Source organism: Kitasatospora sp. NPDC057518, assembly GCF_042802075.1.
In the GTDB taxonomy this organism is placed as follows: Bacteria; Actinomycetota; Actinomycetes; order Streptomycetales; family Streptomycetaceae; genus Kitasatospora.
The window spans coordinates 1-4389 of record NZ_JBHVEU010000601.1 but is presented as its reverse complement, the minus strand read 5'-3'; the positions used below and the strand labels follow the sequence as shown (position 1 = coordinate 4389).

Below are 4389 nucleotides of genomic sequence, written 5' to 3'. Positions count from 1 at the left end.
GTCGGCGACCACCGAGTTGTAGCTCAGCTGGCTGCGCAGGTTGTCCAGGTCGTGCGCGGTGTAGATGTTGTTGAAGCTCGCGATCGCGTTGTCGTACGAGCTGCGCAGACGGATACCGAAGGACTCGTCGCTGGGGCTGAGGTCCGGGGTCTTCGGGTTGGCGAGCGCGGCGCTGATCAGGGCCCGCTGCTGCGAGGTCGCGTTCTTCGCCAGCGAGAACTGCTGGAGCGCGCGGGTGGAGACGACCAGGTCCTTGTTGTTCGACGCGAGCGCGATGTCCTGGGTGATGGACAGCAGGTCTCGGATGATCACGTCGTAGGCGGTGATCGTCGACTGGATGTTCTGGTTGTTCTGGTAGGGCAGGCTGCGGGTGTCCGCGATCGAGTTCAGGTCCTTGCGGATCTGGAGCAACAGCGCCTTGCCGCCGGACAGTTCGAGGTTCTCGAACTTGTCGGAGGACGCGGTGAAGGTGCGGCTCAGGTCGTCGGTGGACTTGCGGGCCGCGACGATGTCGTCGTCCAGCGGGGCGGTCGGGTCGTGGGTGATCGGGCCGGCGCTGATGTCGCGCTCGGTCTGCAGCGCGTCCGCGAGGTTGGTCGCCTTCTTGGCCAGGTCGGACAGGTTGGCCATCTGGGCGAGTTGCTGCGAGTTCTCCATCGAGGTCTGGATGCGCAGGCCACCGAGGACCAGCGAGACCATCACGGGGAGGGCGAGCAGCGCGATCAGTCGGGTGCGGATGCGCCAGTTGCGCATCGCGAGCCGGTTCAGACCGGTGGCGCGGCGCCTGGTCAGCGAGGTCCGGAGCTTGTCCCGGGCGGACTTCCGCTCCTGCCCGTCCTCCTCCGGTCGCCCGAGGGCCTCGGGTGTCACCGGCTCGGCCGGGCCGCCGGGGGCCGCCGCCTGTTGGGGGGCTGCCACAGGCTCGCGCGACTCCGGGTTCCCCGCGGCGCCGCTACCCCTTTTGAAACGTCCCTGCACTGGCGTCGCAACCTCTGGACCGGGCGTCCCGCCGCGTCGCCACGGCCTGGACGGTGTCGAGTTTCCATCCGCCCCCCGGCCGGTCCGGGAGAGCGGGCACCGGGGTGGACCACTCCCTACCCACGGTCCGTCGCATTCCAGCACAGCCGGGGAATCCCAACAAGGGCCGCAGGTACCGGGCGTCCGGCGCTACCGACCGCTTGTGCGACCTCACTGACTGTGCGGTAACAGGACCGGAATACCGCCTTTTTCGGACACTCGCCGGATACATGCCAAGCGGACCCGGGATCGGGAAGAGTCACAGACCTTCCGGAATGCCCCTTATCGGGCGGAATGTCGGAAAGTCCCGGAGCGACGATATGTCGGATATCTGCATTTTGCTCGTCAATTTGTGAGCAAAATCACAGTCTAATGTGTAGCTTTGGTCACGGTCTCTATGGAATGAGATCTCGTAACCTGGCTGTCTCCGGAGCACGGCCCCGATCAGCCTGCCCAGAACCCCTCCGAATCAATCGGAATCCATCAGGCCGGTGCCGATCCGCCGCGGTCGGCCAGGCCATGACCACGAGGTGCTCTCGATGTCCCAGGCGAAGAACGCCACCAAGTCCACGCTGTCCTGCCGCCCCACGGCGAACCCGCGCCGGACGACGCTGGCCTCGGTCGAGGACTTCAGCACGATCCCGGGTGCCCGCAAGCCCGAGGACGTCCTGACCTACGGCACCGAGCTGCCGGCCGCCACGGCCAACCCGCGCCGCACCCAGCTGATGGTCGCCCCGGTCGTCGTCCCGCAGGACTGACCCCGCACCGCACCGCGCCGAGGGCGCCGTCGTCACACCGGTGGCGGCGGCGCCCTCGGCGTCGCACGGGGCACGCTTCCGTCCCGACCGTCCTGAACAGGGGCAAAGCGGTCAGCCGGGGCCCCACGCGATAGCCTGGAGGCCGATTGACGGGGCCGCGCCCACTGCGGGCGGGAGCCCACCAGCGCCCGGGCGCGCCCCGGGCGGCCGACGAAGCGAGGGGTAGCCCAGCCGTGCGCATTGCCAGGTTTTCCGTCCGGGAAGGGAGCCCTGCCGCCGGCAGCGTCTCCTTCGGCGTAGTGGAGGGCGACCCTTCCCGGCCCGAGTCGCTGGTCGTCCACGCGCTGGCCGGCCACCCGTTCGGCCAGCCCCAGCCCACCGGCGAGAGCTACCGCTTCCAGGACGTCCGGCTGCTCAGCCCGATGCTCCCGAACAAGATCGTGGCGGTCGGCCGCAACTACGCGGCGCACGCGGCGGAGCTGGGCAACGACGTCCCGGACGTCCCGCTCACCTTCTTCAAGCCGTCCACCTCGGTGATCGGCCCGACCGAGAGCATCGCCTACCCGCCGTTCTCCTCGGACGTCCACCACGAGGCCGAACTCGCCGTGGTGATCGGCCGGATGTGCCGCGAGGTGCCGCTGGACCGGGTGCCCGAGGTGATCCTCGGCTACACCTGCGCCAACGACGTCACCGCCCGGGACGTCCAGCAGCGCGAGGGTCAGTGGGCCCGGGCCAAGGGCTTCGACACGGCCTGCCCGCTGGGCCCGTGGATCGAGACCGACCTCGACCCGAGCGACCTCGCGATCACCTGCACGGTCAACGGCGAGCTCCGCCAGACCGGCCGCACCTCCCTGATGGTCCGCTCGGTCGCCGAGCTGGTCGTCCACATCTCCGAGGCCATGACGCTGCTGCCCGGCGACGTCATCCTCACCGGCACGCCCGCAGGGGTGGGCCCCCTCAACGTCGGCGACGAGGTCGCCGTCTCCATCGAAGGCATCGGCACTCTCACCAACAAGGTGATCAAGCGTGGCTAACACTGACCCGGCCGTCCGGGTTCGCTTCTGTCCCTCCCCGACCGGCAACCCCCACGTGGGCATGGTCCGCACGGCCCTGTTCAACTGGGCCTACGCCCGCCACAACGGCGGCAAGCTGGTCTTCCGGATCGAGGACACCGACTCCGCCCGCGACTCCGAGGAGTCGTACAACCAGCTGCTCGACGCGATGCGCTGGCTCGGCCTGGACTGGGACGAGGGCCCCGAGGTCGGCGGGCCGGACGCGCCGTACCGGCAGTCGCAGCGGATGGACATCTACGCCGATGTCGCCCGCCGCCTGCACGAGGCCGGCCACGCCTACCACTGCTACTGCTCCACCGAGGAGCTGGACGCCCGCCGCGAGGCCGCCCGCGCGGCCGGCAAGCCCTCCGGCTACGACGGCCACTGCCGCGAGCTGACGGACGAGCAGGTCGCCGTCTACAAGCTGGAGAAGCGCGAGCCGATCCTGCGCTTCCGGATGCCCGACAAGACCCTCTCCTTCGACGACCTGGTGCGCGGCACGCTCACCTTCGAGCCGGAGAACGTGCCGGACTACGGCATCGTCCGGGCCAACGGCGCCCCGCTGTACACCCTGGTCAACCCGGTGGACGACGCCCTGATGGGCATCACCCACGTGCTGCGCGGCGAGGACCTGCTGTCCTCCACCCCGCGGCAGATCGCGCTGTACGCCGCGCTCGCCGAGATCGGCGTCGGCGACGGCACCACCCCGCGCTTCGGCCACCTGCCGTACGTGATGGGCGAGGGCAACAAGAAGCTCTCCAAGCGCGACCCGCAGTCCTCGCTCAACCTGTACCGCGAGCGCGGCTTCATCCGCGAGGGCCTGCTCAACTACCTGTCCCTGCTGGGCTGGTCGCTGGCCGAGGACCGCGACCTGTTCGACATGGACGAGATGGTCGCCGCCTTCGACGTCGCCAAGGTGAACGCCAACCCGGCCCGCTTCGACCTGAAGAAGTGCGAGGCGATCAACGCCGAGCACGTCCGCCGGCTGGCCCCGGAGGACTTCGTCCGCCGCCTGGTGCCCTTCCTCCAGGGCGCCGAGCTGCTGCCGGCCGAGCCCACCGCCGAGCAGCTGGACCTGCTCGCCAAGGTGGCGCCGCTCACCCAGGAGCGGATGGTCGTGCTGAGCGAGATCGTGAACATGGCCGGCTTCCTGTTCGTGGCGCCGGAGAAGTTCGCCCTCGACCCGGACGACGCCGCCAAGGTGCTGACCGCGGACTCCCGCCCGGTGCTGGAGGCCAGCATCAAGGCGCTGGAGGAGCTCGCGGACTTCACCCCGGAGCCGATCCAGGCCGCGCTGCGCGAGGCGCTGGTGGAGGGGCTGGGCATCAAGCCCAAGTTCGCCTTCACGCCGCTGCGGGTGGCCGTCACCGGCCGACGGGTCTCCCCGCCGCTGTTCGAGTCCATGGAGCTGCTGGGCCGCCCGGAGACGCTGCGGCGGCTGCGTGCCGCCCTGGACGCCCTCCCGGCCGCCTGAGGCGCCCTCCTGGACGCTCTCTGACGGATCCCTGCCGGACCGGCCCTCCATGGGCCGCCGAGCAGGCCGCGGGCCCGGCCTCGTGCCG

At 70.0% G+C, this 4389-nt stretch carries 4 protein-coding genes; 3 read left to right on the top strand and 1 reads right to left on the bottom strand.

From position 1 onward, the window contains the following. Positions 1-918 (bottom strand): nitrate- and nitrite sensing domain-containing protein (locus ACFU7Z_RS36875; protein WP_380782437.1); only part of this gene is annotated, 918 nt, incomplete at its 3' end. 638 nt (positions 919-1556) lie between these two features. On the opposite strand from ACFU7Z_RS36875, the gene ACFU7Z_RS36870 reads away from it, so the two are divergent. The 3 genes from ACFU7Z_RS36870 (at position 1557) to gltX (ending at position 4301) form a co-directional block, all read left to right on the top strand. Further along, positions 1557-1775 carry a hypothetical protein gene (locus ACFU7Z_RS36870; protein ID WP_049658602.1) on the top strand — a complete coding sequence of 73 codons (219 nt, stop codon included), beginning with the start codon at positions 1557-1559 and terminating at the stop codon, positions 1773-1775. 233 nt (positions 1776-2008) lie between these two features. Then, a complete protein-coding gene (locus ACFU7Z_RS36865; RefSeq protein ID WP_049658604.1) occupies positions 2009-2809 on the top strand; it encodes a fumarylacetoacetate hydrolase family protein in 801 nt (266 codons plus the stop codon). Beyond that, entirely contained in the window at positions 2802-4301 is a 1500-nt protein-coding gene (gene gltX / locus ACFU7Z_RS36860) for a glutamate--tRNA ligase (RefSeq protein ID WP_380782435.1), read from the top strand. The genes ACFU7Z_RS36865 and gltX overlap by 8 nt, the downstream gene beginning before the upstream one ends. The last annotated feature ends 88 nt before the right edge of the window (positions 4302-4389 follow it).

Coding starts and splice junctions, on each gene's coding strand:
- ACFU7Z_RS36870 (WP_049658602.1), top strand. CDS start 1,557: ATGTCCCAGGCGAAGAACGCCACCAAGTCCACGCTGTCCTGCCGCCCC.